This is a genomic window from Pantoea sp. X-Soil-YNGN-785, from assembly GCF_059730585.1.
Map to the genome: position 1 here is coordinate 2,238,536 of NZ_AP035942.1, position 25,364 is coordinate 2,263,899.

Annotated in this window: 24 protein-coding genes; 12 read left to right on the forward strand and 12 right to left on the reverse strand. The window is 54.8% G+C overall.

The window, feature by feature from the left end; all coding sequences use genetic code 11:
- Window positions 1–21 precede the first annotated feature (21 nt).
- The 3 genes from yoaA to AC6I8E_RS10465 form a co-directional block, all read right to left on the reverse strand.
- Window positions 22–1,938 carry a DNA repair helicase YoaA gene (gene yoaA / locus AC6I8E_RS10455; protein ID WP_013358086.1) on the reverse strand — a complete coding sequence of 639 codons (1,917 nt, stop codon included), beginning with the start codon at window positions 1,936–1,938 and terminating at the stop codon, window positions 22–24.
- 249 nt (window positions 1,939–2,187) lie between these two features.
- A complete protein-coding gene (locus AC6I8E_RS10460) occupies window positions 2,188–2,925 on the reverse strand; it encodes a carbonic anhydrase (RefSeq protein ID WP_013358087.1) in 738 nt (245 codons plus the stop codon).
- 644 nt (window positions 2,926–3,569) lie between these two features.
- Window positions 3,570–3,737: a hypothetical protein gene (locus AC6I8E_RS10465; protein ID WP_013358089.1), complete on the reverse strand. Its 168-nt coding sequence runs from the start codon at window positions 3,735–3,737 to the stop codon at window positions 3,570–3,572.
- A gap of 341 nt (window positions 3,738–4,078) precedes the next feature.
- Here AC6I8E_RS10465 and AC6I8E_RS10470 point away from each other — a divergent pair, with 341 nt between their 5' ends.
- Window positions 4,079–4,438 carry a hypothetical protein gene (locus AC6I8E_RS10470; RefSeq protein WP_013358090.1) on the forward strand — a complete coding sequence of 120 codons (360 nt, stop codon included), beginning with the start codon at window positions 4,079–4,081 and terminating at the stop codon, window positions 4,436–4,438.
- 76 nt (window positions 4,439–4,514) lie between these two features.
- A complete protein-coding gene (locus AC6I8E_RS10475; RefSeq protein ID WP_013358091.1) occupies window positions 4,515–4,859 on the forward strand; it encodes a RidA family protein in 345 nt (114 codons plus the stop codon).
- 12 nt (window positions 4,860–4,871) lie between these two features.
- On the opposite strand, the gene AC6I8E_RS10480 is transcribed toward AC6I8E_RS10475, so the two are convergent.
- Entirely contained in the window at window positions 4,872–5,066 is a 195-nt protein-coding gene (locus AC6I8E_RS10480; protein ID WP_013358092.1) for a YoaH family protein, read from the reverse strand.
- A 110-nt stretch (window positions 5,067–5,176) separates the two neighbouring features.
- Here AC6I8E_RS10480 and pabB point away from each other — a divergent pair, with 110 nt between their 5' ends.
- The 4 genes from pabB (at window position 5,177) to pdeD (ending at window position 10,442) form a co-directional block, all read left to right on the forward strand.
- Window positions 5,177–6,556 (forward strand): aminodeoxychorismate synthase component 1, encoded by a 1,380-nt coding sequence (pabB, locus tag AC6I8E_RS10485; protein ID WP_013358093.1) that lies wholly within the window; start codon window positions 5,177–5,179, stop codon window positions 6,554–6,556.
- Window positions 6,540–7,103: a CoA pyrophosphatase gene (locus AC6I8E_RS10490; RefSeq protein WP_013358094.1), complete on the forward strand. Its 564-nt coding sequence runs from the start codon at window positions 6,540–6,542 to the stop codon at window positions 7,101–7,103. The genes pabB and AC6I8E_RS10490 overlap by 17 nt, the downstream gene beginning before the upstream one ends.
- Window positions 7,104–7,289: 186 nt before the next feature.
- Window positions 7,290–8,654: an L-serine ammonia-lyase gene (locus AC6I8E_RS10495; protein WP_013358095.1), complete on the forward strand. Its 1,365-nt coding sequence runs from the start codon at window positions 7,290–7,292 to the stop codon at window positions 8,652–8,654.
- A 225-nt stretch (window positions 8,655–8,879) separates the two neighbouring features.
- Window positions 8,880–10,442, forward strand: a complete 1,563-nt coding sequence (gene pdeD, locus AC6I8E_RS10500; protein ID WP_013358096.1) for a cyclic di-3',5'-guanosine monophosphate phosphodiesterase PdeD — start codon at window positions 8,880–8,882, stop codon at window positions 10,440–10,442.
- Window positions 10,443–10,578: 136 nt separating this feature from the next.
- On the opposite strand, the gene AC6I8E_RS10505 is transcribed toward pdeD, so the two are convergent.
- Entirely contained in the window at window positions 10,579–12,171 is a 1,593-nt protein-coding gene (locus AC6I8E_RS10505) for a TerC family protein (protein WP_013358097.1), read from the reverse strand.
- 509 nt (window positions 12,172–12,680) lie between these two features.
- Here AC6I8E_RS10505 and manX point away from each other — a divergent pair.
- From manX to AC6I8E_RS10525, 4 genes are all read left to right on the forward strand, one after another.
- Window positions 12,681–13,643 carry a PTS mannose transporter subunit IIAB gene (gene manX / locus AC6I8E_RS10510; RefSeq protein WP_013358100.1) on the forward strand — a complete coding sequence of 321 codons (963 nt, stop codon included), beginning with the start codon at window positions 12,681–12,683 and terminating at the stop codon, window positions 13,641–13,643.
- A gap of 63 nt (window positions 13,644–13,706) precedes the next feature.
- On the forward strand, window positions 13,707–14,507 hold the full coding sequence (locus AC6I8E_RS10515; RefSeq protein ID WP_033733019.1) for a PTS mannose/fructose/sorbose transporter subunit IIC: 801 nt from the start codon (window positions 13,707–13,709) through the stop codon (window positions 14,505–14,507).
- 15 nt (window positions 14,508–14,522) lie between these two features.
- Window positions 14,523–15,368: a PTS mannose transporter subunit IID gene (locus AC6I8E_RS10520; protein WP_013358102.1), complete on the forward strand. Its 846-nt coding sequence runs from the start codon at window positions 14,523–14,525 to the stop codon at window positions 15,366–15,368.
- Between the two features lie 91 nt (window positions 15,369–15,459).
- Window positions 15,460–15,918, forward strand: coding sequence for a DUF986 family protein (locus AC6I8E_RS10525; protein WP_013358103.1), 459 nt, complete (start codon window positions 15,460–15,462; stop codon window positions 15,916–15,918).
- On the opposite strand, the gene rlmA is transcribed toward AC6I8E_RS10525, so the two are convergent.
- From rlmA to AC6I8E_RS10545, 4 genes are all read right to left on the reverse strand, one after another.
- Window positions 15,915–16,724, reverse strand: coding sequence for a 23S rRNA (guanine(745)-N(1))-methyltransferase (gene rlmA, locus AC6I8E_RS10530; RefSeq protein WP_013358104.1), 810 nt, complete (start codon window positions 16,722–16,724; stop codon window positions 15,915–15,917). The two genes, AC6I8E_RS10525 and rlmA, sit on opposite strands and share 4 nt — an antisense overlap.
- A gap of 137 nt (window positions 16,725–16,861) precedes the next feature.
- Complete coding sequence (cspE, locus tag AC6I8E_RS10535; protein ID WP_003852684.1) at window positions 16,862–17,071, reverse strand: transcription antiterminator/RNA stability regulator CspE; 210 nt, start codon at window positions 17,069–17,071, stop codon at window positions 16,862–16,864.
- Window positions 17,072–17,719: 648 nt separating this feature from the next.
- Window positions 17,720–18,724, reverse strand: coding sequence for an MBL fold metallo-hydrolase (locus AC6I8E_RS10540; RefSeq protein ID WP_497823954.1), 1,005 nt, complete (start codon window positions 18,722–18,724; stop codon window positions 17,720–17,722).
- An 18-nt stretch (window positions 18,725–18,742) separates the two neighbouring features.
- On the reverse strand, window positions 18,743–19,015 hold the full coding sequence (locus tag AC6I8E_RS10545) for a YebO family protein (protein ID WP_013358106.1): 273 nt from the start codon (window positions 19,013–19,015) through the stop codon (window positions 18,743–18,745).
- 212 nt (window positions 19,016–19,227) lie between these two features.
- On the opposite strand from AC6I8E_RS10545, the gene AC6I8E_RS10550 reads away from it, so the two are divergent.
- Window positions 19,228–19,464, forward strand: coding sequence for a YobH family protein (locus tag AC6I8E_RS10550; RefSeq protein ID WP_033732884.1), 237 nt, complete (start codon window positions 19,228–19,230; stop codon window positions 19,462–19,464).
- A gap of 30 nt (window positions 19,465–19,494) precedes the next feature.
- Here the strand turns inward: AC6I8E_RS10550 and kdgR are convergent, their stop codons facing one another.
- Window positions 19,495–20,286 (reverse strand): DNA-binding transcriptional regulator KdgR, encoded by a 792-nt coding sequence (gene kdgR / locus AC6I8E_RS10555; protein ID WP_013358108.1) that lies wholly within the window; start codon window positions 20,284–20,286, stop codon window positions 19,495–19,497.
- A 186-nt stretch (window positions 20,287–20,472) separates the two neighbouring features.
- Here kdgR and AC6I8E_RS10560 point away from each other — a divergent pair, with 186 nt between their 5' ends.
- Window positions 20,473–21,843, forward strand: a complete 1,371-nt coding sequence (locus AC6I8E_RS10560) for an MFS transporter (protein ID WP_497823955.1) — start codon at window positions 20,473–20,475, stop codon at window positions 21,841–21,843.
- A 340-nt stretch (window positions 21,844–22,183) separates the two neighbouring features.
- Here the strand turns inward: AC6I8E_RS10560 and htpX are convergent, their stop codons facing one another.
- Both htpX and prc read right to left on the reverse strand, forming a co-directional pair.
- Window positions 22,184–23,065, reverse strand: a complete 882-nt coding sequence (gene htpX / locus AC6I8E_RS10565; protein ID WP_003852678.1) for a protease HtpX — start codon at window positions 23,063–23,065, stop codon at window positions 22,184–22,186.
- A gap of 244 nt (window positions 23,066–23,309) precedes the next feature.
- Window positions 23,310–25,349, reverse strand: coding sequence for a carboxy terminal-processing peptidase (gene prc, locus AC6I8E_RS10570; protein ID WP_013358110.1), 2,040 nt, complete (start codon window positions 25,347–25,349; stop codon window positions 23,310–23,312).
- Between the last annotated feature and the right edge of the window lie 15 nt (window positions 25,350–25,364).

Here is a 25,364-nt window from a genome sequence, read left to right on the forward strand (position 1 = left end):
GGCGCGCATCTTAGCATAAAATTATGCGTCTGGTTCGGGTTGCTGGCGGATAAAGGCGATGGCACGGGCAATGTCCCTGGTGCGCGGCGTCGGCGGCAGGCTGTTGAGAAACAGCGCGCCATAAGGTCGTGAGACCAGACGCTGATCGCAAATGACCAGCACACCACGATCGTCCGTATCACGAATCAGACGGCCTACACCCTGCTTCAGGGTGATCACCGCATCCGGCAACTGCACATCGGCAAAGGGATCGCCGCCGCGAATCCGGCAATCTTCCATTCGGGCTTTCAGCAGCGGATCTTCCGGTGAGGTAAAGGGCAGTTTGTCGATGATCACCAGCGACAGCGCATCACCGCGCACGTCCACCCCTTCCCAGAAGCTGCTGGTCGCCACCAGCAGAGCATTGCCCTTCTCAATGAACTGCTTCAGTAACTGACCTTTGCTGGTTTCACCCTGTACCAGCACCGGCAGTGTCATCGAGGCGCGAAACTCTGCGGCCAGCTCTCGCATCATCAGATGCGAAGTACAGAGGAAGAAACAGCGGCCTTTATTGGCATCGATCAGCGGTTTCATCATCGCGGCCAGCTGGCGAGCGCCACCGGGACGGTTAGGTTCCGGAAGATTGCGTGGCACACAAAGCAAAGCCTGCTTCGCAAAGTCGAACGGGCTGTTCAGAATCAGGCTCTTTGCCGCATTCACACCCAGTCGTTCGGCGAAGTGGGCCATTTTCTCATCTACCGCCAGTGTCGCCGAGGTGAAAATCCACGCCGCCTTGCGGTTATCCATTACCTCACGAAAACGTTCCGCTACCGAGAGCGGCGTCAGCGCCAGGATAAAGTGACGCGAGGTGCATTCATACCAGTAGCTGTAGCCCGGCTCGTTGATCGCCCGCAGCCGTTTTAACCGGCCACGATAGAGCGCGGCCCGCTCAAAGGCGGCATCCAGCAGGGCTGAACGCCCCAGAGAAAGTTTGATGACGTCGTAACAGAGCTCCAGCGCATCATCCAGCAGGGTGAACATACGCAGTATCTGATTATCGCTGAGCAGTTCGCGCAGATTTCCGCGATAGCCGGGATCGCCTAATGCCAGGCGGAAATCCTGCGCGCACTGCGCCAGGCGGTCAGCGGATTTCTGCAGCTGCTGAGCATCACGCACCTCGGTGCGGTAGGCGGTAATAATATCTTTGGCGAGATCGAGTAACTGACGGCTGGAGAGCTGCTGACCAAAATACTGACTAGCGATGTCAGGCAACTGATGGGCTTCGTCGAATATCATCACATCCGCTTCGGGAATCAGTTCACCGAAGCCGCCCTCTTTCACCACCAGGTCGGCAAGAAACAGGTGGTGGTTAACCACGACCACATCGGCGTCCATAGCGCGCTTACGCGCTTTAACCACAAAGCACTCTTTATAGCGCGGGCAATCGGTGCCAAGGCAGTTATCGTTGGTGCTGGTCACCAGCGGCCAGACCGGGCTGTCTTCGGTGACGCCCGCACAGCTGCTGATGTCGCCATCTTCCGTCTGTGATGACCAGCTGCGCAGCGTCACCAGGTCAGTCAGAGCCTGTACAGTGAGATCGCCGCCTGCCATAGATTGCTGTTCCATGCGTTCCAGACAGAGATAGTTGGAACGTCCTTTCAGTAAGGCAGTTTTGCCTTTGAACTTTAGCGCCTTGATCATCGTGGGCAGATCGCGGGCATAGAGCTGATCCTGCAGCGCTTTGGATCCAGTGGAGACAATCACTTTTTTACCGGCCCGCAAAGCGGGTGCCAGGTAAGCATAGGTTTTACCGGTGCCGGTGCCGGCTTCGACCACCAGTTCACCCTGCTGTTTTACGGCTTCAGATACCGCCTGCGCCATCTCACGTTGTGCTTCACGCGGCTTAAAGCCTGCGATCGCCAGCGCCAGAGCGCCATCCACTGCAAAATCGTCTGCCACATACCCTCACTAAGAACGGCAAAAACACTGTAATTATGTCAGTATTGGATTAACAAAGCAAAATCGAAAAATATCAACCACTTATGATTTTCATGCCGATAGCAATGCCGTCTTAAGCCACCCGAATTTACAGCTGACAGACACAGAAAAGGCGGCCCGAAGCCGCCTGAAAAGAACCCGTCGCGTTGCCGGTATGCCTGAGGACATATCAGTCATTTGCGCAGGTTTAAGAAGCGCTAAAAGCCGTTATTACTGAACAATCATCCGGCCATTAAGATGCTGCAGCGGACGGTTATTGGTGGTTTTCAGCGCCTGCTTAAACGCGTCGAGCTGCGCCTGAGAGAGCGTAACCGGATCTTTCAGCACCAGCCAGCGAATACCTTCGCTGCAGGGTGGCGTCGTGAGGGAACCACTGAAACGATAGTAGTGCAGGTCTGCCGGAAAGAGTGCGCGTAAATCTACCTGCCGGTTAATGTTTACCTGTTTGTTTTGCTGTTTCGGCATTGCGTCAATTAATGGCACCAGTGCCGGATTCTCTTTACCAACCTTAAACATCACCGCAACCACGGCCAGATCGCCATCCTCTTTGCTGTGAACAAAGTGGGCTTCAAGCGGAAACGTTTCTCCGTTAATCTGGTTTTCACTCGGCGTATGAAAATGATACTGACGCAGTGTGAATTTTTCACCATCCAGCACAAAGTCATCTTCCTCATCAACGGTTACCTGAATGGTGTGACCATTATTAATAACCTTTTCAGCGGATGTGTGATAAGCCAGATCAAGCGGCTGTAAATGTCCCTCGATCGGATTTGTAATATTAATGGGCGACTGTGACTTGCCTTCGTGACACATGTGGAAGTCGCTGGTCAGTTCACTCCAGTGCGCTGGACCGGCTTTGCCTTCATACGTCCAGTGTGGCTCTGCGGCGCCTGCTGCGCTGACAGACGAAATTGCTATAACCAGACTTAACATTTTTAGTTGTTTCATTTTATCCCTGCTTAATAAGCTAATGTGCGGCAGGAATACTATTCCTCTCAGCTTTGCGTCAGCAAGATGACAAAATGCGGTTAATCAAAACAGGATTGAATAACGAGTCTATAATTTTTATCGATGTTAATTTAATAAATATCACTTGTAGGATTTATATTTCAAATAACGGTTTTCGCGATAATTAAAATGGATTACCTGCCTCAGGAAATAGACTCAGTAGTAAACCTGAAGAACAAATTGATCGGCAGGCGCAGAGATGAAACAGCGAAGAAAGAGGCGAATCAGTGCAGGCTACAGAAGTGAGAAACCGCAAAACTGCACGACTGGCGGTTTTGCGGTGTAAGCCTGAATCAGAAGAAAGGCACTTCGACAGATATCCCTTTCAGACGGTTAAACATCCTTTTCTGACGGATCGTCTTCCTCATCCTCTTCTTCATCTTCCGGATAGATCTCAGCATCATCTGGCAGCGGTTCATCATAATCAGGACGTTCAGACATAATTACCTCCGGTGATAAATAGCAGTGCTGCTATTTCAACTGAGCATAGTTAACCGGCAACTGAGGCCGCACATTTTCCGCCTGAAATGTGAGCAAGGCGTGAAATTGCTGTAACAGTCTGAAAATGATCTGATTGCTCAGTGCTAGTGGTGTATGTAAAGCGCGCCCGCCAGCATAATGACGAACAGCACCGCAAACGTAATCACGCCCTGCTTACTGCCTTTGGATAACCCCACAAACGCCGCAATAACAATAAACAGCAGCGTCAGTGCGCCAGCCATCACCCAAAACAGATACTGCGTATTCGCCATGTTCTCATCCTCATCCTGTGGCGTTAACTTTGGCGGATTTATACCATTTCTAAGCCATCAGCGCCCTCAATTCCGTGCCTTTGCCCGCCTGTTAACGTCATGGGCTGGCAAGTAACCTTTGACACCTCATTCAATCCTGCCAGACCGACAGTGTGATGCAGTTATCAAATGCAGAGGAACGGAGCGAGGAAATAACCGCCCGGATTATAATGATTAAATCAGCTTGCCGTTGGGATGTGGCACCCGCAGGCTGACGTGCTGAGACTGGTTTAACATTGCCGTTCAGGCGGTGTTATGCAGATGGCCTTAACCCGACTGCCTGACTCAGGCGGAGGCATGTTATGAACTATTACCGCATCGGCTCTCTGGCTGGCGTGCTGCTGCTTTGTGGCTGCCAGGCTCCCACGCCTGATCAGGCTCGTCTGCAGCCACCCGTTTTTCAGGGTCAAAGCACCCGTACCGTCCCTCAGCTCAGCGACTGTATTTATCGTGGATGGTCCACCACCCGCGTTATTGCCCGAGATAACACCACTCACACCCAGCCCGCCGGCAGCGAGATCAGCGTCTTCACCTGGGAAGATTCTATTTTTGCGGATGTCTCACCCCACAGAAAAGGGGCGGAGGTGAAATATTTCACGACCTTCCGGATGTCCCCGGATGTGATGGCAGACAGACAGGCGATTGTTGAGCGCTGCCTGTAAGGCGAGAGGGCCGTAAGGGGTGACAGCAGTGTCGGGAGTGTGCCAGGCTAATGCGCACTTAACCAGGGAGAAACCGATGAGTATTACCCGCATTGACCCGGAACATCGCATGTCCGAAGCTGTTATTCATAACGACACCATCTATTACACCAGCGTGCCTGAAAACCTGGAGGCTGACGCAGAAGCGCAGACCGCTAACGCGCTGGCGGTGATTGATGCCATTCTGACCCGGCTCGGCAGCGATAAAAGTAAGATCCTTGATGCCACGCTCTTTCTGGTGGATAAGGCTGATTTCCCCGCCATGAACCGGGCCTGGGACGCCTGGGTCTCACCGGGCAATGCGCCAGTGCGCTGTACGGTTCAGGCCGGGCTGCTGAATCCAAAGTACAAGATCGAAATTAAAATCATCGCTGCACGCTAAAGACGTCGGGTGTTATTCCTCTTCGTTTTCTTCATCTTCGTCGTCGAATAACGCCCGAATCTGTTCGCCCTTGTGATTCTGACGGATTTCCTGCGCCACCTGGGCGATCGCTTCACCGCTCGATAAACCACCCGTCATTAACTCCTGAATACGTTCGACGGCCTGCTGTTGCTGCTCATGTGAGAGAGCCGGTAATCCAATAAACATGTTCTACTCCTGCGTTGGGGCCGACAGTATCCCATGCGGAACTAACAGGTGCCAGTCGGGAAAAAATATGTCAGTCTGACCGCCTCTTTGCCTGCTGATTTGTCTGCCCGATGATTGTTGAAACCCTCACGCTTGATTATACCCCGGATGCGCTGACACAGCGTTTTGCCACCCTTGCCCATCTGCCGTGGGCGATGCTGCTCTCCTCCGCGCAGGCCAGCCACAGCGACAACCGCTTCGATATTCTGACGGCCGATCCCCGCGCCACCCTGGTGACCCGCGGGCCGATCACGACCATCAGCGATGCAACCGGCACGTCCGAATCGGCCGCGGATCCCCTGCTGCTGGTGCAGCAACAGTGTGATGCGCTGGGCGTGACGCCTGCGGCCTGCGAAGCGCTACCGTTTCAGGGCGGCGCGCTCGGCCTGTTTGGTTATGATCTGGGCCGCCGGTTTGAGTTGCTGCCCCAAAAAGCCGCAGCCGATCTTACAACGCCGGACATGGCCGTGGGGATCTATGACTGGGCCTTGATTGCCGATCATCATCAGCAAACCCTGACGCTGGTGGCGTTAAATGACGCTCAGGCGCGCGCCGCCTGGCTGGCGCAGTGGCCCGCGCGTGAAGCCGTGCCTTTTTCACTGACCAGCGGCTGGCGTTCTAATCTGAGCTATGCCGATTACGCCGCGCGTTTTGCTGCGGTTCAGGCCTATATTCAGGCCGGTGACTGTTACCAGGTCAACCTGGCACAGCGTTTTCAGGCCGGTTATCAGGGTGATGAGTGGCAGGCGTTTACTCTGCTTAACGCGGCTAACCGCGCGCCGTTCAGCGCGTTTCTGCGCCTGCCGGAAAGTGCCATCCTCAGCCTGTCGCCGGAGCGCTTTCTGTCGCTGAATCAAAACCAGATTGAAACCCGACCAATTAAAGGCACCCGGCCACGCTGTGCCGATCCGATTGCGGATGCGCAACAGGCTGAGGCACTGCGTCATGCGGAGAAAGATCGGGCTGAAAACCTGATGATTGTCGATTTGCTGCGCAACGATATTGGCCGCGTGGCGCTGCCCGGCTCGGTCACGGTGCCTGAACTGTTTGTGGTTGAACCCTTCCCCGCCGTCCATCATCTGGTCAGCACGGTGCGGGGGCAGCTGCCTGACACCCTGCAGGCCACCGATTTGCTGCGCGCCTGTTTTCCGGGCGGCTCGATAACCGGTGCGCCTAAGATTCGGGCGATGGAGATTATTGATGAGCTGGAGCCGCAGCGGCGCAATGCCTGGTGCGGCAGTATCGGCTATCTCAGCCTGTGTGGCCGGATGGATACCAGCATCACGATCCGCACACTGATTGCCGAAGGCCAGCAGCTTTACTGTGCCGCGGGTGGCGGGCTGGTGGCAGACAGCGATCCTGAAGCGGAGTATCAGGAAACGCTCGACAAAGTCAGCCGGATTTTACCGGCTCTGGAACAGACAGGAGGTTCAGTTGGCACTGACGCTTGAGGTTTTCCGCAGCCGCTTTCTCCTGCAGCAGCCGGCCCGCAGCACGCAGCGTCTTTCCGGACGTCATGCCGCGGTGCTGGTGCCGGTTGTAGCCCGTCACGAACCGGGTCTGTTACTGACGCAGCGCTCGCACGCCCTGCGCAAACACGCCGGACAGGTCGCCTTTCCCGGCGGCATGCAGGATGACACCGATGCCTCGCTGATCGCCACCGCCCTGCGTGAGGCGCAGGAAGAAGTCGGTATCGATCCACAGCAGGTCGAGATATTAGGCGCGCTGCCCGCCGTCACCAGCAGCACCGGCTTTCAGGTAACACCGGTGCTGGGCATTATTCCGGCCAATCTGCGCTTAACGATTAATCCGGATGAGGTGAGCAGTGCCTTCGAGATGCCGCTGGCTGAGGCACTACAGCTCAGCCGCTACAGCGCGCTGGAGGTGCATCGGGCGGGTGTACGCCATCCGGTCTGGCTGTCGCGTTATCAGGATTATCTGGTGTGGGGCATGACAGCAGGGATTATCCGTTCACTGAGTACACAGATCGCCTTCTGAGACCTTTCTACTTCTTTTTCTCCCTTCCAGCCCGTCAGCGAGCTGCCGGGCTGAGCTATAATTTTTTCTATCAGTTTTGATAAGTTTATTTCATGCGAAAAGCTGCTCTTTTCCGGTGCATGACCATTACTATGGGCGCCATAAACTGCCCCGGCAGACTGAGAATAAATGTGAGGAGTGTCACCTGTGATTAGTGTTTTCGACATGTTCAAAGTGGGCATTGGCCCCTCGAGTTCGCATACTGTCGGCCCGATGAAAGCGGGTAAACAATTTGTGGATTTGCTCTGCGAACAGGGAAAGCTGCAGGAGGTCACCCGGATCGCCGTGGATGTTTACGGTTCTCTGTCGCTGACCGGCAAAGGGCATCACACGGATATCGCCATTATTATGGGTCTGGCTGGCGAATCGCCGGACACGGTGGATATCGATGCCATTCCCGCATTTATTAAAGATGTTGAACAGCGTGAACGTCTGCTGCTGGCAAAAGGCGTGCATGAAGTTGATTTCCCGCGCGAAGGCGGCATGGTGTTCCGCAGTGAGAACCTCTCACTGCATGAAAATGGCCTGCGCCTGCTGGCATTTGCGGGCGACCTGCTGATCCTGTCGAAAACCTACTACTCCGTGGGCGGTGGGTTCATTGTGGATGAAGAGCACTTCGGTCAGTCGGCACTGGATGAGGTCTCTGTGCCCTGGCCGTTCCACTCCGCCAAAGATCTGCTGGCGCACTGCCGCGAAACCGGCCTGTCACTGTCGGGCCTGGTGATGAAAAATGAGCTGGCACTGCACAGCCGCGACGAGATTCATGCCTATTTCACCAACATCTGGCAGACCATGCAGGCCTGTATCGATCGCGGTCTGAATACTGAAGGCGTATTGCCAGGACCGCTGCGCGTACCCCGTCGTGCCGCCTCCCTGCGTCGCCTGCTGACCTCCTCCACCAAGCACTCCAGCGATCCGATGATTGTTATCGACTGGATCAATATGTTTGCGCTGGCGGTCAACGAAGAGAACGCCGCAGGTGGCCGTGTGGTCACGGCGCCGACGAACGGTGCCTGCGGTATCGTGCCTGCGGTGCTGGCTTACTACGATCACTTTATCGAGCCGGTGACGCCTGATATTTTCCTGCGCTATTTCCTGGCCTCGGGCGCCATAGGCGTGCTGTACAAAATGAACGCCTCTATTTCGGGTGCGGAAGTGGGCTGCCAGGGTGAAGTGGGTGTCGCCTGTTCGATGGCGGCTGCCGGTCTGGCAGAGCTGCTGGGGGGTAGCCCGGAACAGGTGTGTGTCGCCGCTGAAATTGGCATGGAGCATAATTTGGGACTGACCTGCGACCCCGTGGCCGGTCAGGTTCAGGTTCCCTGCATTGAACGTAATGCTATCGCCTCGGTTAAAGCCATTAACGCGGCGCGTATGGCACTTCGTCGCACCAGTGAACCCCGCGTCTCGCTGGATAAGGTTATTGAGACCATGTATGAGACCGGCAAGGATATGAACGCGAAATACCGTGAAACTTCCCGTGGCGGTCTGGCGATTAAAGTTCAGTGTGATTAAGCGAAACGTTTAATCGCATAAATAACGTGCAAACGTAATAAAATCCGCATCCTGCGCTATCTCAGCGCAGGTTTAAACGGTAGAGTGTTTTCCGCGCAGCCGTCCGGTCTGCGCAGCTTTCCAGACCCGCTTTTCTGCATTCCGGCCTCAATATTGACCTGGCCGTGCCGATACTAACCCCGTTATTTTTTGCTTTTTTCTGGCTTTTTGGGAAGGTGGATACTGATGTTTATGGCCCAGCAATTTGTTGGACAATTCAGACGCAAGCGTTTGCTGATCGCACTGTCAATCGCCACCGTGGTGCTGATATTAACGCTGGCCTTTCGCTACATCGAAGAGAAGTCACGTATTGAACAGCAGGCGATGGATTTCGCCGACAAAGCGATTATGCGGTTTGACCGGATGTTTTCACCGCTGGAGGTTTCAGCCAATAATACGCTGGGGCTGGTGGGCGTTCCCTGTCAGGACGTGCGTTTTCCGCTCGTCGAAAAAATCTCCTCTCTGCAGACGGTACGTGCCATTCTGCTGGTCGAAAACGACATGCTTTACTGCTCCAGTATTTACGGCCCGCGCACTATCCCTTTCAGCCAGACTTATCCTGACCTTGCCTTCAACAGCCAGCGTATGACCCTCTCAACCGATCAGTATCTGCTGAAAGGCTCGCCGGTTTTACTGCTGTGGACGCCAAAAAGCCTGGATAACCGTTCGGGAATATTGCAGGTCATCAACATTGAAATGATGAGTAACTACCTGCTGGAGCCTCAGTTGCCCTGGGTTGAACGCGCTGTGTTTAATGTTAATGGTGAGAGCCTGGAGTATGGCAATCCGCTGATAGAACCAACGGTGCCGGCAGATGACGAAGTGAGTTACGAGCAGGGTTCGCTGCGCTACCCGTTTACGCTCACCCTCTATGGCCCTTCGCCGACACGGCTGGCGCTGGCGACACTTCCCTCACAGCTGCCGCTGGCGCTGCTGCTGAGCCTGCTGATGGGCTACATTATCTGGCTGGCAACGGCAAATCGCATGAGCCTCAGCTGGCAAATCAGCTATGGCATTACGGCCCGTGAGTTTATGGTCTATTGCCAGCCGCTGATCAACAGCAAAAGCGGCGAGTGTGACGGGATAGAATTGCTGCTGCGCTGGCATAACGCCCGCCAGGGCTGGATCGCACCAGATGTCTTTATTCCGCTGGCCGAGCGCCAGAACCTGATCAAGCCGCTGACGCGCTTTGTGCTGAACGAGGTGGTGAGAAAGCTGCCGCAGTTGCCCGATGATCCCGCCTTTCATATCGCCATCAATGTGGCCGCCACTCATTTTCGCGACCGCGCCATTCTGGACGATCTGCAAAACCTGTGGTGGCCTGCCAGTCCGGTGCCGCAACTGGTGGTGGAACTCACTGAGCGGGATGCCCTGCCGGTCGTCGATCAATCGGTGATTGCACAACTGCACGACATTGGCGTCCGGCTGGCGATTGATGACTTTGGCACCGGTCACAGCTCGCTCTCCTACCTGAAAGATTTGCAGCCAGACGTGCTCAAAATCGACAAGATTTTCACGGCGGCTATCGGTACGGATGCCATTAACGCCACGGTAACGGATATGGTGATTTCGCTGGCCCAGCGCCTGAATATCAGTCTGGTAGCTGAAGGGGTAGAAACGGCTGAACAGGCGGATTATCTGCGCGAACGCGGGGTGGATCATCTGCAGGGCTACTATTTTGCCCGTCCGATGTCGCTGGAAGATTTTCCAGCCTGGCTGACGCTGCATCAGGCTGATGCCCGCCGTTAACTGCCGCGTCAGCGCCGCGCCGCCCTGATACGACTTCCTGCACACAAAAAAACAGCCGCGGCGTTTCAGCAGCGGCTGTCAGAGAGATTCAGCGCGGCCGGTGATACCGGCAGCGCCTCGGTAACAACCTGAAGCGTTACCCCTCTTCTTCCTCGTCATGCGGTTTATCTTTGGTGACGCGCACCAGATCGATACGGTAATCCGTCGCTTCGATAATCTGGAAGTGCAGCGGCGTGATATCAATCACCTCGCCGGGAAGCGGTAACTGCCCTTTCTGCTCAATCAGCAGGCCCGCCAGCGAGGCGTGATCTTCTGTCGGATCGACCAGCTCATGGAAGTCGAGTAACTGCTGCAGCGAGTGCAGATCGGTTCCGCCTTTCACTAACCAGCCATCGCCATCTGCAACAATATCAGGCGTTTCATCTTCATCCGGGAATTCACCCGCAATCGCTTCCAGCACGTCCAGCGGCGTAATCAGACCCTGCACCACGCCAAACTCATTGGTGACGATCACGAAGCTGCCTTTGGCACGACGCAGCACGCCAAGCAGATTGATCGGATCCAGCGTCTCCGGCACCACAATGGTCGGTGTATTCGCCGCGAAGGTCGCCACATCCACACCCTTCTCCAGCGCCACCAGCAGCTCTTTGGCGCGCACCACGCCAACAATTTCATCCAGTTCACCCCGGCAGACCGGGAACAGGCTGTGAGGCGTATCCAGCAGCTGACCGCGAATCTCATCTACCGGACGATTCGCATCAACCCAGGAGATATCACCGCGTGGCGTCATAATGCTGCGAATCGAGCGGGAAGCCAGCGTCAGCACGCCATTAATCATGTAACGCTCTTCATCTTTAAACGCTTCCTGCGGCATCGCTTCCGTCAGCGCCGACTCTTCACTGGTGCTGGTGTTACTGCTGCTATTGCCATTGCTGGCCGTCTGCGCGCGGTTACGGCCGCCCATCAGGCGCAGAATCGCCTCTGCGGTGCGCTCACGCATCGGACGATTTGACTGATGGCGAATAAAGTTACGACGTGCAATCTGGTTGAAAAGCTCAATCAGAATCGAGAAGCCAATCGCCGCATAGAGGTAGCCTTTCGGAATATGGAAACCGAAGCCTTCTGCCACCAGCGACAGACCGATCATTAACAGGAAGCTCAGACAGAGCACCACCACGGTCGGATGCGCGTTAACAAAGTTGGTTAACGGTTTAGACGCCAGCAGCATCACACCCATGGCAATCACCACGGCAGTCATCATCACCGGCAGGTGGTTCACCATACCCACGGCGGTAATCACCGCATCCAGTGAGAAGACCGCGTCCAGCACTACAATCTGCAATACCACTGCCCAGAAACTGGCATATCCCCGATTTGCGGAACCATCAAGCTGACGGTTCTCCAGCCTCTCGTGTAGCTCCATGGTCGCTTTAAACAACAGGAAGAAACCACCGAACAGCAGGATTAAATCTCGTCCGGAAAAGCTGAAACCGCCTACGCTGAAGAGAGGCGTGGTCAGCGTGACAATCCAGGAGATCAGCGACAACAGGCCCAGACGCATCACCAGCGCCAGCGACAGGCCAATAAGACGTGCTTTATCACGCTGCTTTGGCGGCAGTTTGTCGGCCAGGATAGCAATAAACACCAGGTTATCGATGCCGAGTACGATTTCCAGCACGATAAGCGTCAGTAAACCCGCCCAGATTGAGGGGTCGAATAAAAATTCCATTATTTATGACTCCAGAACAGGGAACAGATCGAGCCGGTGCCTGTCAGCGCAGCGAAGCGTGACATCCGGGTAGTCGGGAAAGCGGTGAAAACGCCGCGAGGCGAAAGGTGACGCGCCAGCAGGCGCAAAGAACAGATTAAGCGACGTCGGTGACGATCCATAAAGGTGGGCTGAAGCCCGTTACTCCTGAGTAATAAACAGAACGTTAATGTATCAGGTCGGTAAATTGCGTCAAAAAATTTTCTTATTTTTACAATCTGCATAACGGATGATCGGGCGCATAAAAAAGGTAAAGCGCCACCTGACGGGGTGAATAGCTGACAGACATCACATAATTTATTTTTTCGATCACTAAAATAAATCGCGACTTTACCGCCTTGATGAAGTTAACCCCTGTTTTTTCGGCGCTATATCAGAAAGTCGAACGACCGGGTTAAACAGATAATCAAAACATGTCTCAATACAGTTCATTTACTCAGATGAGCATCTCTAGCGAACGGAGGTAGCACGTGACCATTGCGATAGTAATTGGTACACACGGCTGGGCAGCGGAACAACTGCTGAAGACAGCAGAAATGCTGTTAGGCGAGCAGAAGAATATCGGCTGGATAGACTTTGTCCCCGGTGAAAATGCAGAAACGCTGATTGAAAAATATCAGGCACGACTGGCAGAACTGGATACCAGCAAGGGGGTTCTTTTTCTGGTCGATACCTGGGGCGGCAGTCCGTTCAATGCGGCCAGCCGCATTGTTGTCGACAAGCCACACTATGAGGTCATCGCCGGGGTCAATATTCCGATGCTGGTCGAAACCCTGATGGCGCGCGATGACGATCCCGGATTTGACGAACTGGTCGCCGTGGCGGTGGAGACCGGTCGTGAAGGGGTCAAAGCCCTGAAAGCGAAAGAAGAAGCACCGGCACCGGCTGCGGTGAAACCGGCCGCTGCGGCACAACCGGCTAAGCCAATGGCGCCTGGTGACCACATGAAGATCGGGCTGGCGCGCATTGACGACCGTCTGATTCATGGACAGGTCGCGACGCGCTGGACTAAAGAGACCAACGTTCAGCGTATTATCGTGGTCAGCGATGAAGTGGCCAACGATCACGTGCGTAAAACCCTGCTGACGCAGGTCGCGCCGCCCGGCGTGACGGCCCATGTGGTGGATGTCGACAAAATGGTGCGGGTGTGGAACAACCCGAAGTATGGTCAGGATCGCGTCATGCTGCTGTTTACCAATCCCACCGATGTCCTGCGCGTAGTTGAACAGGGTGTCGATATTAAAACGGTCAACATCGGTGGGATGGCGTTCCGCCAGGGAAAAACCCAGGTCAATAATGCGGTCTCGGTTGATGAAAAAGATATCGCCGCATTCCGCAAACTCAATGAACGCAATATTGAACTGGAAGTGCGTAAAGTTTCCAGCGATCAAAAACTGAAAATGATGGATCTGATTGCGAAAGTAAACGCGTAACAGAAGCACTTCTGCGCCTGCGTTTCCGGGCTCCTGATTATCCTGCTGAGGACAAGAAGTATGATGGAAATAACCTCGCTACAAATTATTTTGATTTTTATTGTCGCCTGTATTGCCGGTATGGGGTCGATTCTGGATGAGTTCCAGTTTCACCGCCCACTGGTCGCCTGTACGCTGATTGGTATCGTACTGGGTGATATGAAAACCGGTATTATCATCGGCGGTACGCTGGAGATGATTGCACTGGGCTGGATGAACATCGGTGCGGCGGTTGCCCCTGATGCCGCCCTCGCCTCTATCATCTCCACTATCCTGGTCATCGCTGGCGGTCAGAGTGTGGGTGCCGGTATTGCACTGGCGATTCCGCTGGCTGCCGCCGGACAGGTGCTGACCATTATCGTGCGTACACTCACCGTGGCCTTCCAGCATGCGGCTGATAAAGCTGCCGAGAAAGGCAACCTTACGGCCATCTCCTGGATCCATGTCTCTGCCCTGCTGTTACAGGCGATGCGTATCGCCATCCCGGCGCTGATTGTGGCGATTTCGGTCGGCACCAGTGCCGTTCATGCGCTGCTGAGTTCCATTCCTGAAGTCGTCACCAACGGCCTGAATATCGCCGGTGGCATGATTGTGGTGGTCGGTTACGCGATGGTCATCAATATGATGCGCGCAGGCTACCTGATGCCGTTCTTCTACCTCGGCTTCGTTACCGCGGCCTTCACCAACTTCAACCTGGTGGCGCTGGGCGTCATTGGCGTGGTGATGGCGGTGCTCTACATTCAGCTCAGCCCGAAATACAACCGTGTGGCGGGCGCACCCACGGGTGCTGCAACCGCAAACGATCTTGATAACGAACTCGATTAAGGAACAGGTGATCACATGGTTGATATGACGAAAGTTGAAAAGAAACTGACCCCCGGTGATGTCCGCGCCGTCTTTCTGCGCTCTAACCTTTTCCAGGGTTCATGGAACTTTGAGCGTATGCAGGCGCTGGGCTTCTGCTTCTCAATGGTGCCGGTCATCCGCCGTCTCTATCCTGAGAATAACGCTGAGCGCAGGCAGGCGATAAAACGTCATCTGGAGTTTTTCAATACCCATCCTTATGTCGCCGCGCCGGTACTGGGCGTTACCATGGCGATGGAAGAGCAGCGTGCCAACGGCGCACCTATCGACGACGGTGCGATTAACGGCCTGAAAGTCGGGCTGATGGGACCGCTGGCCGGTGTTGGCGACCCGATCTTCTGGGGTACGGTACGTCCGGTGTTTGCCGCACTGGGTGCCGGTATTGCCATGAGCGGCAGTCTGCTGGGTCCGCTGCTGTTCTTTGTACTGTTTAACCTGGCACGTCTGCTGACCCGCTACTACGGCGTGGCGTATGGCTATCGCAAAGGGATCGACATCGTCAGCGATATGGGCGGCGGTTTCCTGCAGAAGCTCACGGAGGGCGCCTCGATTCTGGGGCTGTTTGTCATGGGGGCGCTGGTCAACAAGTGGACGCACGTCAACATCCCGCTGGTGGTGTCGCGCATTACTGACTCCACCGGCAAAACCACCGTCACTACGGTACAGTCAATCCTCGATCAGCTGATGCCAGGCATTGTGCCGCTGCTGCTGACCTTTGGCTGTATGTGGCTGTTACGCCGTAAAGTGAATGCGCTGTGGATTATCGTCGGCTTCTTTGCCATCGGTATCTTTGGTTACTGGATTGGCCTGCTCGGTCTGTAATTTCATCCTGCCGGGAGCCTCTGCTCCCGGCTTTTAAGCGTGGTGAGCTGAGCCACAACTGGCTGAGCTCACCCTGTTTGAGGTAGAAGTGATGTCTTTAACTGACGCGTTGATTGCGTGTTGTATCGCCGCCCTGATGGGATTTGCCGTTTACCATGAGGCGATTCTGCCGCGTCGGCACGGGCCGACCCGCTTACGGGTAACGCTGCGGAGACAGCATAAACTCGATAGCCTGATTTTCATCGGCCTGCTGCTGATTTTGCTGTGGAACAATGTCAGTCATCACGGCCCACAGCTCACCACCTCACTGCTGATGGTGCTGAGTTTTGTGGCGTTCTGGCTCTTCTGGCTGCGCAAACCCATGCTGCTGATGAAAAATGAGGGATTGTTTTACGCCGGTGTCTGGATCGATTACCGGCGGATTCAGGGCATGAATCTTTCTGAGGATGGCATTCTGGTGATTCAGCTGGAACAACGCCGTCTGCTGATTGCCGTGCAGCAACTCGACGACCTGGAGCGCATCTACACTACGCTGGTCGAGGTTCGCTAGTCGCGCTGCCACATTGTCAGGGTAAAATCAGCATCGCAGCTGAACTGCTCACTCTGCTGCAGCGTTTGCCAGACGTCTTCACGCGCCCGCCAGGCAAAGGGCGTCATCTGCAGCAGTGTCGTCGCGGCTGCGCCGGTTAATGCCATCGGATAACGCAGGGCATGCTGCGCTACCTGCCGGAAGCCAGGATAATCTTTCTGTTCCGGCACATGTAGCTGCACTTCGCGGTAAATCAGCGCTTTGAACTGCTGCAGATGATGCGGGCCTGGCGTGACCGTCAGCACCATGCCACCCGGCTTCAGCACGCGAGCCAGTTCTGCTTCATTGCAGGGTGCGTAGATGCGTACAATCGCATCCAGGGACTGATCGGCAAAGGGTAAGCGCTGACTGGAAGCCACGCAGAAACGTACTGCAGGATAGCGCTTAGCCGCCAGCCGGATGGCCATTCTGGCAACATCCAGGCCATAAATCTCAGCGTCTCCGTCTGCCGCCTCCGCCAGTGCGGCGGTGTAGTACCCTTCACCGCAGCCGATATCCAGGATTTTGCACTCCGGCTGATTCAGCACCGGCGCAAGCAGGCTGACTACCTGCTCACGTAGCGGCTGATAATAGCCTTCCTCAAGAAATTCCCGTCGTGCCTGCATCATCTCTGCACTGTCACCCGGTTCACGCGATCGTTTATGCTGAACGGGCAGCAGATTGACATACCCTTCTTTCGCCTGATCGAACTGATGGCGGTTTTCACAGCACCAGCTGCGGTCGGTGAGGGTCAGTGGAGAGTGACAAAGAGGGCAAATCAGGGACATAGGGTGCTCCGGCATCAGATAACGCGGCGCAGTGTAACCTTAACGTTTACGCATCGGAAGCATAAAGAAAGCCCCGACTGAAGAGCCAGGGCTTTAAGATTCCATGTCAGGGTGCATTGCACCGAGGTGGAGTCGAATCAGATAGCAGTGACGTTAACAGCTGCAGGGCCTTTCTGGCCGTCCTGAATTTCGAACTCAACGCTCTGGCCTTCAGCCAGGGTTTTAAAACCGTTGCCCTGAATAGCAGAGAAGTGTACGAACACATCTTTGCTGCCGTCAGCAGGCGTGATAAAACCAAAACCTTTAGACTCGTTGAACCACTTAACCTGACCTTTAATCTTTGCCATTTTGCAAATTCCTTTAGATGTTTATTTAGCCCGAAGGCTGTCTTACAGAAAAACCAGAGACATTACTGCATGAGGCACTAATTAAGGTTCGGCAAGGAAGCGGTATTCAACGTCAACGTCTTTACTCGTACTTCTTTACTGAAGATGCCATGCATAAACAGAACTGTACCTCGTTTAACCCACGAATTGTTATCACATATCCCAAAAATAATGGCAAGCCATTTTTAAAGCCCTGGCGCGCCTGCGCACATATTTGCCAGAAAGCTCACATTGCCTGTTCCGTGGGGTTTACAACTGCACCTGCGAATAAAGTACGCGGGCAGCCAGCGCCCTCTCCTGCCTGTGTTGCCAGGCTTAGCCCGATGGATACCATAAGAAATTAATATTTCACAAATATGGCAATGGCGAAATGAATAAGCGAAACGGTAACCGTGGCAGATATCAAAGATCGGGCATCAATCCTGTACAGCGACTTTTATTTCGTACAAATAACGCTTTTTTTGCACCAAAAGCAGGAGCCAGCCATTAGCCTTGCTCCAAATAAAAGCAACGATGCGGATTTTCCTTATTAAGAATTTAACTTTCGATTTGAAAAATTGATGTCTGATAAAAAACCTCCGGCTTTTATTTATACCGGAGGCTTTAGGATTATTCCTGGCTGCAATTATTCAGACTGCGACCTTCGCCTATTCGCCAGGGGGCGAAGCGGCCGTTATGTTCGTCTGCCCGCTGTAGCGCATTCGCTAACTCCTGTGGTGGCGCATCCAGCGACTCATCGGCCAGCTCAAACACCCCCCAGTGAATAGGCAGCGTCAATGGCCTGCCTGCCGCCTGCCATAACGCCACCGCCTGGTCGGGATCCATATGCTGGCTTGCCATGAACCATTTGGGTGCATACGCGCCAATCGGCAACGCAGCCACGCTGAACGGGCCAAGCCGGGCCGGAATCTCCAGCAGGCTATCGCTATAGCCACTGTCGCCCGAAAACCAGAAACGCAGGGAGGCAGAGCGCACGACCCAGCCGCACCAGAGCGAACGGTTGCGATCGCGTGGGGTTCGCATACTCCAGTGACGGGCTGGCACCGCATCAAAACAGAGGTCGCCGAGCGTTACCTGCTGCCACCAGTCGATCTGGTGCACCTGTTTCACGCCCTGCGCTCTGCACCATTTCGCCAGTCCCAGCGGCACAATAAAGGTCGCCTGCGGAAAATGCCGGATAATCGCTTTAACCGTCGGTTTATCCAGATGATCGTAATGGTTGTGTGAAATCAGCACGACATCAAGCTGCGGCAGATCGGCGATGCTAATGGGCGCGGGCGTTTTACGCTGTGGCCCCGCAAACGCCAGCGGTGAGGCGCGTGGTGAGAGCGCCGGATCGATCAGGATATAGTGTCCATTGAGCCGTAACAGGACGGCAGCATGTCCCAGCCACCAGATACGATCGTCACTGCCGCTGATATCCGCGGGCTGCCACCATTGCCTGATGAAGGCCGCATAACCCTGCTGGGGTGGCGCAGGGAGCGCCTGTGCTTTACGCTCCCTGCGCCAGCGTTTCAGGTCACCCGGTTTTCGCTGTTCCGGTTCAGGATTACGGAATCCCTCTGGCGTGTGATGCGCTTTGCTGCTGTCATACCACGGATTTTTCCCGGCCATTCCGCCTCTCTGCTGTGATTAACGTTCCGGGATTAACCGGATAAAGTCGCGCTTCTCCCGATCGTCATCGGTTTTTGTATTTTCTGCCCCGGGCTGCATCTCAATCAGGCGGCGCAGCAGCTGATTCTGCTTCTTCTGCTCTTCCAGTAAGGATTCCAGTAAGCGGATTTGCTCACCCGCGCGCACGCTGGCCCGGTTAACAAAGAACCAGGCGATAAACGCCACAATCAAAATAATGACCAGCAGGCCATAGCTGACCAGGGGGCCCGGATTTGCGGCTAACTCATTCATAACTGCCTCGTAAAACTCAGTGGAAACGCCAGAACATGGCAACCGCCTATTCTACCTGTAGCTATCGCAAAAGATAATGGGGGATACAGCAATGCAGAATTTGCCGTTTCAGTTATCTCTGATCGATCCCACCAGAAAAGCGAGGCATGCTGATATCATCATAACCGGCAGCACCAGGTGGCGCGCTGAGTTATCTTTCACAAGGAGACACAATGAAACTGTTTATTCGCACAATAGGCTTGCTGGCGGTGATCTGGCTGGCAATGCTGCTTACCGGCTATGGCGTGTTAACCGGCAGCACTAAAAATGCTGCCGGACTTGGCCTGCAGTGCAGCTATCTTACCGCTCGCGGCGTTATCAGCGCGCAGTATCTGCATACCGACAGTGGCGTGGTGGGCGTGACGGATTGTCCGTTGCTGAAGAAAAGCGGAGAAGTGATCGATAACTAGTGATAAAGCGGGCCGGATGGCCCGCTTTATTCAGAATGGGTAGTCGTGATAGCCCATTTCTGCTGAAAGCGTACGCGCCGCCCGATGCAACATCGCCACATAATCCTGGCGGGCATCTTCCGAAAAGCGAATGGTGGGAAACGAGATGCTGAGTCCCGCAATCACCACGCCAAACCGATCAAACACCGGCACGGCAAGGCAGCGTAATCCCTCTTCCTGCTCTTCATTATCTTCGCCGTAACCCTGCGCTTTGACCTGATCCAGCGTCGTAATCAGCGCCTCGGCGCTCAGCAGCGTATTGGCCGTGCTGCGTTTGAACTCCACATCCCGCAGAATTTCCTCAACATCGCTGCGATCACGCCAGGCGAGCAGGACTTTACCAATCGCGGTGGTATGCAGCGGGTTGCGACGGCCAATGCGCGAATACATGCGCAGATTGTAAAGTGAGTCGATTTTATGGATGTAGACAATGCTGTCCTCTTCCAGCGCCCCCAGGTGAATCGTCTCTTTGGTCAGACGCGACAGCTCACGCATCTGCACATCCGCGCTGCGGATTAAATCGACGTTCTGTAGCGCTTTGGCACCCAGTTCAAACAGCTTCAGCGTCAGTGAGTACTTCTCGCTTTCACCTTCCTGCGTGACATAGCCCAGCGACTTCATGGTCTGCAGAAAACGGTAGACGGTACTTTTTGACATCATCACGCGCTGCGCAAGCTCGGTTATACCGTGATCGCGCTCTTCACCCAGCGCCTGCAGAATGCCGAACACTTTAAGTACCGAAGAGACGGAATCGGGCTGTTTATCATTTTCAGCAGAGGACATCACGCACCTTATTAGCCTGTTTCAAAAAAAATGGAACGGACTGTCAGTATAGAGGGATGCACAGGACGGCAGCAATGCTTTAACCATTAAGTCATATTTTAAGACAGTTTTTTATCCATCTGATCGCTGCATTTCAGCGCTGATTTCATTAGCATGATGATATTCACCCTCTTTAGTAATTAACTTATGACACTCTCTCCTCCTCAGGATGGATTACCGACGCGTCAGCGCTATATGGCTATCGTCACTATTGCGCTGGGCCTGACCATGGCGGTATTAGACGGCGCGATTGCCAACGTCGCGCTGCCGACTATTTCGCGTGAACTGAATGCCAGCCCGGCGCAGTCCATCTGGATTGTGAATGCCTATCAGATTGCGATTATCGTTTCGCTGCTGTCACTTTCGTTTCTGGGCGACATGCTGGGTTATCGCCGCGTCTATCAGGCTGGCCTGGCACTGTTTATCGCGACCTCGCTGTTCTGCGCCTTTTCGACCACGCTAACCATGCTGACTTTTGCCCGTGTGCTGCAGGGGTTAGGCGGCGCGGCGCTGATGAGTGTGAATACCGCGCTGATACGCATTATCTATCCGCAGCGTTATCTGGGACGCGGCATGGCGATCAACTCGCTGGTGGTGGCCGTATCAACCGCGGCTGGCCCGACGGTAGCGGCAGCGATACTCTCGGTAGCCAGCTGGAAATGGCTGTTTCTGATTAACGTCCCGCTGGGGGCTATTGCCCTCTGGCTGGCGCTGCGAACCCTGCCTGATAACCCGCAGAAAGCCACAACACAGAAATTCGATGTGCCCAGTGCGATCATGAACGCCCTGTTCTTTGGCCTGATCATCTCCGCTCTGAGCGGCTTTGCCCAGGGACAGAGTCATCTGCTGGTGCTCTCCGAGGTCGTTGCGCTGCTGCTCATCGGCTGGTTCTTTATTCGTCGTCAGCTCAATATGGCAGTGCCGCTGCTGCCGGTTGATCTGCTGCGTATCCCGATTTTCAGCCTGTCGATGGGAACGTCGGTCTGTTCGTTCTGTGCCCAGATGCTGGCGATGGTCTCACTGCCCTTCTTTCTGCAGAACGTCCTGCAGCGTAATGAGGTGGCGACCGGGTTGCTGCTGACGCCCTGGCCGCTGGCAACGATGGTATTTGCGCCGATTGCCGGCCGTCTGATTGAACGGGTGCATGCCGGGTTGTTAGGGGGAATCGGACTGGCGATGTTCGCGCTGGGGCTGTTCCTGCTCGCCTGGCTGCCGGTAAATCCGGGTGATGGCGATATTATCTGGCGCATGATGCTATGCGGTGCCGGCTTCGGGCTGTTCCAGTCACCCAACAACCACACGATTGTCACCTCCGCGCCACGTAATCGCAGTGGCGGTGCCAGCGGCATGCTGGGTACTGCGCGTCTTCTGGGGCAGAGTATGGGTGCCGCGCTGGTCGCACTGATGTTTAATCTGTTTGATGAAAGTGGGACGCACGTTTCGCTGCTGCTTGCAGGGAGCTTTGCCGCCGTGGCGGCGCTGGTGAGCGTGTCGCGCATGACGCAGACCCGGGCCTGACAGCATTAAAAAAAGGCGAACTCATGACAGAATGTGACCCGATTCGGTGTATGGTCGAGCCTGCACAGGGAACCCTGTCAGATCGGAAAGACTACTGTCATCCATGACGGTCGGCCCGCACCATTGCGCACCTCATCCCTGAGGTGCGACCGTAAACGGTCCAACGCTTTGCGTTGTTTAAAAACGCTCCCGGCGTTTTTGTCCAGGCGTCGGGACGCTTTCCTCCTCTGCCAGGGTTCCCTGCTCGTTGAGCTAAGATATTGCTGTCAGATTCAATCTGATGCTGATTTCTAAAACAGAAAAGGCGACCCGGGGGTCGCCTTGTTTGCTCTGCTTAGCGCTACTTCAGATACTGACCGCTGCGCAGGGCTTCAATACGCTTGTCTAACGGCGGGTGTGACATGAACAGCTCGCTGAACGATTTGCCCTTACCGTTGATGCAGAACGCCATCATGCTGCTCGGCTCCTGCGGTTCGTAGCTGGTTTTCAGACGCTGCAACGCCGCAATCATCTTCTCACGACCGACCAGCTTCGCTGAACCGGCATCGGCGTGGAACTCACGATGACGGGAGAACCACATGGTGATGATGCTGGCGAGAATACCAAACACCAGTTCCAGCACCATCGACACCGCAAAGTAGACCAGCGGATTACCGTTGCTGCTCTCCTCACCATCACGGTTGCCGGACATAAAGCCCGCCGCAATCTGCGCCAGAATACGTGAAACGAAAATCACGAAGGTGTTCACCACACCCTGAATCAGCGTCATGGTGATCATGTCACCGTTAGCGATGTGCGACACTTCGTGAGCCAGCACCGCTTCCGCCTCATCACGGCTCATGTTCTGCAGCAGACCGGTTGAGACAGCCACCAGTGAGGCGTTGCGACGCGCGCCGGTCGCAAAGGCGTTGATATCAGGTGCGTGATAGATCGCGACCTGTGGCATCGCAATACCCGCCTGTTGGGCCTGTCGGCCAATGGTATCCACCAGCCAGCGCTCAGTTTCATTGCGTGGCTGTTCAATTACTTCACCGCCAACCGAACGCAGCGCCATCCACTTCGACATCAGCAGTGAAACAAACGCACCGCCGAAGCCAAACAGGCCTGCCATGATCATCAGGCCCTGAACACTGCTTGACTGGATCCCTGTCAGGCTGAGAATCAGCCCGAATACCAACATCACAGCCAGGTTGGTCATCAGGAAAAGAGCAATACGCATCATTTTTGTTAATCTTCCTCAGTAGTTCACGCGCCTATACGCGGATACATATCCTATGAGCATTGTGCGGCTTTTCAAGCGACCTTAACGTTTAAGTGCCTAAAAAGACATAACTTTACATTCTGACACGTCTGCCGGGCGGCACCGCCTACAGACGGGTTCACCATCGCTAATCATTGGTTACCGGAAACTTTTCCGGGGGCAAAAAAAAGCACCGCAGAGCGGTGCTTTTTCTGACAACAGCGGATTATTTCGCTGCTGGCGCGTCTGGCTGGGATTTCTCCAGTTGCGCAAGATCGTTAGCGATCTTCACCGTCTCATCAAGATACGGATCCGGCTCTTTATAATCTTTCGGCAACTCATCCAGGTTCTTCAGCGGTTTTTTGCCTTCGGCCTGATAGCGCGCATTGATTCGTTCCAGACGTGACGCATCATCTTCGTGGTTCTCTTTCTCGCGCTGAGCAAGATTAAGTGACACGATGTTGCGCTTATCTTTCAGGGCATTGTAACGGGCAATGTCCTTCATGATGTACTGGAACTCGCGATCCTGAGCGATACGGTCAGCATGCTGCTTCGTCAGCTGCGCGACCAGCGGTTTAACATCACCGGTTTTGGTATAGGTAGCCGCTTTGATGCTGTCCCATGGCAGGGCGTTATCTTCAAATTTCTCACCGGTTTCAGCCGCTTCAACGCCGGTTGGCATCAGCAGATCCGGCGTGACGCCTTTACGCTGTGTACTGCCGCCGTTAATGCGATAGAACTTCTGGATGGTGTAAGAAACGGAGCCTAACGCTGGCCACTCCGGACGTAGCATCTGATCGTAGATGCGGTTCAGCGAGCGATACTGCTGAACGGTGCCTTTACCAAAGGTTGGCTCGCCGACAATCACTGCACGACCGTAATCCTGCATCGCGGCAGCAAAGATCTCAGAGGCGGAGGCGCTGAAGCGATCGACCAGTACCACCAGCGGACCTTTGTAGTAGACCACGCCGTCGTTATCGCTGTCTTCACGCACCCGACCATTGTTATCACGAACCTGCACCACCGGACCACTCGGAATAAACAGGCCGGAAAGCGAGACCGCTTCGGTCAGCGCGCCGCCGCCGTTGGTACGCAGATCGATCACCACGCTATCGACGTTCTGTTTCTGCAGTTTCTGCAGCTGAACTTTCACGTCGTCGGTGAGACCGACATAGAAGCCAGGAATATCAAGCACGCCTACTTTCTGCTTGCCGACATTTTTGATGGTCAGTTTAACCGCGCGATCTTCCAGACGGATTTTCTCACGCGTCAGCGTCACAGTTCGGGTTTTGGTGCCCTTACCGGCGGGCAGAACTTCCAGGCGCACTTTGCTGCCCTTGGGTCCTTTAATTTTTGCCACGACATCATCCAGACGCCAGCCGATCACATCTTCCATCGGCTTGCCTGGCTGACCGACACCCACGATACGGTCGCCCACCGTAATGGCTTTGCTTTTCGCTGCCGGACCGCCTGCCACCATTGAGTTGATTACGGTGTAGTCGTCGTCCATCTGCAGTACCGCGCCGATGCCTTCCAGTGACAGGCTCATCTCGGTATTGAACTGCTCAGTGTTACGCGGCGACAGATAGCTGGTATGCGGATCGATTTCACGGGCAAAGGCGTTCATCACCAGCTGGAAAACGTCTTCGCCGTTGCTCTGGGCCAGACGACGGATCGCGAAGTTATAACGCTTGGTGAGAACGTCGCGGATCTCGTTATCGTCTTTGCCTGCCAGCTTCAGACTCAGCTGGTCATATTTGACCTTAGCATCCCAGAGCGCGTTCAGTTCAGCCTGATCTTTCGGCCAGGGCGCTTTGGCGCGGTCAATGTCGATGGTGTCATTGCCGCTGAAATTCATCGGACGCGCCAGCACCGTCAGCGCATACTGATAGCGCTCAAAACGGCGTTTCTGCGCCAGATTATAAATATCGTAAAAGAGATCCAGCTTGCCACTGCGCAGCTCATCGCCGACGGTGGTTTTTTTGCTGGCAAACTGCGCCACATCTGATGCCAGCAGCACATTGTGGCTGTAGTCGAGCATGTTCAGGTAGCGATCAAAAATTTTCGCGGAAAAGTTCTGATCCAGATCGAACTGGCGGTAGTGGGAACGGGTAAAGCGCGACGTGACGCGCTCACTGACCGTCGGATCCTGCGGGTCTTCGTGAAGCTGGGGAATCTGATCGGCGCGGGTAATATTCTCTGCGCCGAAGGTTGGGCCTGCTAAGAGCAGGCCCGCAATAAGTCCAACTTTAAAAAGGGTGTTCATGCCGGGGTTAGCCTC

Bases quoted from the DNA above. Each gene is read 5' to 3' on its own strand.
- AC6I8E_RS10460 (WP_013358087.1), bottom strand. From the start codon at position 2,925: ATGAAACAACTAAAAATGTTAAGTCTGGTTATAGCAATTTCGTCTGTC.
- AC6I8E_RS10465 (WP_013358089.1), bottom strand. From the start codon at position 3,737: ATGGCGAATACGCAGTATCTGTTTTGGGTGATGGCTGGCGCACTGACG.
- AC6I8E_RS10470 (WP_013358090.1), top strand. From the start codon at position 4,079: ATGAACTATTACCGCATCGGCTCTCTGGCTGGCGTGCTGCTGCTTTGT.
- AC6I8E_RS10475 (WP_013358091.1), top strand. From the start codon at position 4,515: ATGAGTATTACCCGCATTGACCCGGAACATCGCATGTCCGAAGCTGTT.
- AC6I8E_RS10480 (WP_013358092.1), bottom strand. From the start codon at position 5,066: ATGTTTATTGGATTACCGGCTCTCTCACATGAGCAGCAACAGCAGGCC.
- pabB (WP_013358093.1), top strand. From the start codon at position 5,177: ATGATTGTTGAAACCCTCACGCTTGATTATACCCCGGATGCGCTGACA.
- pdeD (WP_013358096.1), top strand. From the start codon at position 8,880: ATGTTTATGGCCCAGCAATTTGTTGGACAATTCAGACGCAAGCGTTTG.
- AC6I8E_RS10505 (WP_013358097.1), bottom strand. From the start codon at position 12,171: ATGGAATTTTTATTCGACCCCTCAATCTGGGCGGGTTTACTGACGCTT.
- AC6I8E_RS10515 (WP_033733019.1), top strand. From the start codon at position 13,707: ATGGAAATAACCTCGCTACAAATTATTTTGATTTTTATTGTCGCCTGT.
- AC6I8E_RS10520 (WP_013358102.1), top strand. From the start codon at position 14,523: ATGGTTGATATGACGAAAGTTGAAAAGAAACTGACCCCCGGTGATGTC.
- AC6I8E_RS10525 (WP_013358103.1), top strand. From the start codon at position 15,460: ATGTCTTTAACTGACGCGTTGATTGCGTGTTGTATCGCCGCCCTGATG.
- rlmA (WP_013358104.1), bottom strand. From the start codon at position 16,724: ATGTCCCTGATTTGCCCTCTTTGTCACTCTCCACTGACCCTCACCGAC.
- cspE (WP_003852684.1), bottom strand. From the start codon at position 17,071: ATGGCAAAGATTAAAGGTCAGGTTAAGTGGTTCAACGAGTCTAAAGGT.
- AC6I8E_RS10540 (WP_497823954.1), bottom strand. From the start codon at position 18,724: ATGGCCGGGAAAAATCCGTGGTATGACAGCAGCAAAGCGCATCACACG.
- AC6I8E_RS10545 (WP_013358106.1), bottom strand. From the start codon at position 19,015: ATGAATGAGTTAGCCGCAAATCCGGGCCCCCTGGTCAGCTATGGCCTG.
- AC6I8E_RS10550 (WP_033732884.1), top strand. From the start codon at position 19,228: ATGAAACTGTTTATTCGCACAATAGGCTTGCTGGCGGTGATCTGGCTG.
- kdgR (WP_013358108.1), bottom strand. From the start codon at position 20,286: ATGTCCTCTGCTGAAAATGATAAACAGCCCGATTCCGTCTCTTCGGTA.
- AC6I8E_RS10560 (WP_497823955.1), top strand. From the start codon at position 20,473: ATGACACTCTCTCCTCCTCAGGATGGATTACCGACGCGTCAGCGCTAT.
- htpX (WP_003852678.1), bottom strand. From the start codon at position 23,065: ATGATGCGTATTGCTCTTTTCCTGATGACCAACCTGGCTGTGATGTTG.
- prc (WP_013358110.1), bottom strand. From the start codon at position 25,349: ATGAACACCCTTTTTAAAGTTGGACTTATTGCGGGCCTGCTCTTAGCA.